This window comes from Bacillus sp. P4_D3, assembly GCF_056401855.1.
Window position 1 is genome coordinate 1 of record NZ_JBFUIN010000700.1, and the last position, 1,585, is coordinate 1,585.

A 1,585-nucleotide genomic window follows, 5' to 3' on the forward strand; every position below is an offset into this window, starting at 1 on the left:
AACTTGCAATACACCTAATATTAAATTATTTCCCTGCTCGTTCTCTCCTAAAAATGATGTAACATCTTCTTTAAAACGGAGAACATCTTCATATACATGCAATTGAATCATCGACAATCTCTTCCCTCGATTTATATTTTAATTAAGTATTGGCGATTAATTCATTAAATCCTTTTTTTACGATTCAATAACATTTGAAACTAATGTGTTCAAATCATTTTCAGCATGCAAAACTCTCTTCTTTTCCTTCTCAAATAGCTCTTCTTCTTTTCGAAACGATTCTTTACGTTTATTAATCATACGCTCCATCTCTTTTTTACTCGGTCCACCATATAAATTTCTTTTTTGAATAAAAGCTTCTGGTGATATAATTTCTTTCCACTCTTCTTCTAATAAATTTACTTTCAAATTTTCTTGTAAGTATACATTTATGTCTTTGAAATTTAATTCATGTAACTCCTTTTTCTGTTCCAATGACATATTCGCAATCGCACTTGCTGCGTGATGTGCATGCCGAAATGGTATTTCATAGTTTTTTGTTAAAACATCTGCGAAATCTGTAATCGTAATCGCGTGTTTATATGAGCGACTTTTTAACGTTTCCTCTTCTACTTTCATCGTTCGAATAACTGCGTTCATAATACAAAAAACACGAATCGCCTTTTCGATTCCTTTATATAAATACGGCTGCAAGTCATCCTCCGTATCAACAATATCGCCAAATGGTGTATTATGAATCATTTGAAATACAGTAAATGCTTCCCCTAAAGCACTACTCGTAATAGCGCGGGCATGTTCAATTGAAACGGGATTTCGTTTTTGCGGCATAATACTACTTATTTGCACATATGGCTTTGCTACAGTAATCCCATCATATTCTTTCGTCGCTAATAGTAAAAAATCATGAATCCATCTACTCGTATTCGTCATAATAACCATTAGTAACGAGCTAACTTCTAATAAATAGTCCGCTCCAGCAACAGCATCATATGAGTTCTCAATTACATTTGTAAACCCAAGTAACTGCGCAACTCGTTCTCTCTTAATAGGAAAACTTGTTGTAGAAAGGGCAGCTGCCCCCATTGGAGAATGATTTACAAGATGATACGCTTTTTTCATTCTTTCTAAATCTCGTTGCATCGTATCGTAAATTGCCAAAACATAATGACCAAATGTTGTCGGCTGCGCCGGTTGTGTATGTGTATACGCGGGCATAATTGTTTCCATATGTTCACCGGCAAGCTCCAGCATACTTTCTTGCAGCAATAAATGATGTTCCATTAACCGTAATACAAATTGCCGTAAACTCATGCGATACATCGTTACACCCATATCATTTCTACTTCTACCGATATGCATATTACTTACAAATTCACACTTTGCTTCTTGAGAAAGCAAATGTTCAACTAAGAAAAAAAGATCTTCATGTTGCTCTGTATATAGCAACTTCTCCTTTGGAATCCCCTCTACTTTTTTAAGTGCGGTTAATATAACTTTCGCTTCTTCTCTTTTCATCAACTTTTCTTCAGTTAACATAGTAATATGTGCCCTATGCACTTGAAACATATCTTTTAATAAATAATTA

The 1,585-nt window shown here is 34.3% G+C and carries 1 protein-coding gene and 1 pseudogene; both read right to left on the reverse strand.

Translation table 11 applies throughout. The features are described 5' to 3' along the window. Positions 1 to 117 (reverse strand): annotated as a pseudogene (locus AC1DTM_RS25735) (GNAT family N-acetyltransferase); the annotation flags it as partial. Between the two features lie 60 nt (positions 118 to 177). Beyond that, on the reverse strand, positions 178 to 1,585 hold a 1,408-nt coding region (gene argH, locus AC1DTM_RS25740; protein ID WP_477001214.1), incomplete at its 5' end, for an argininosuccinate lyase.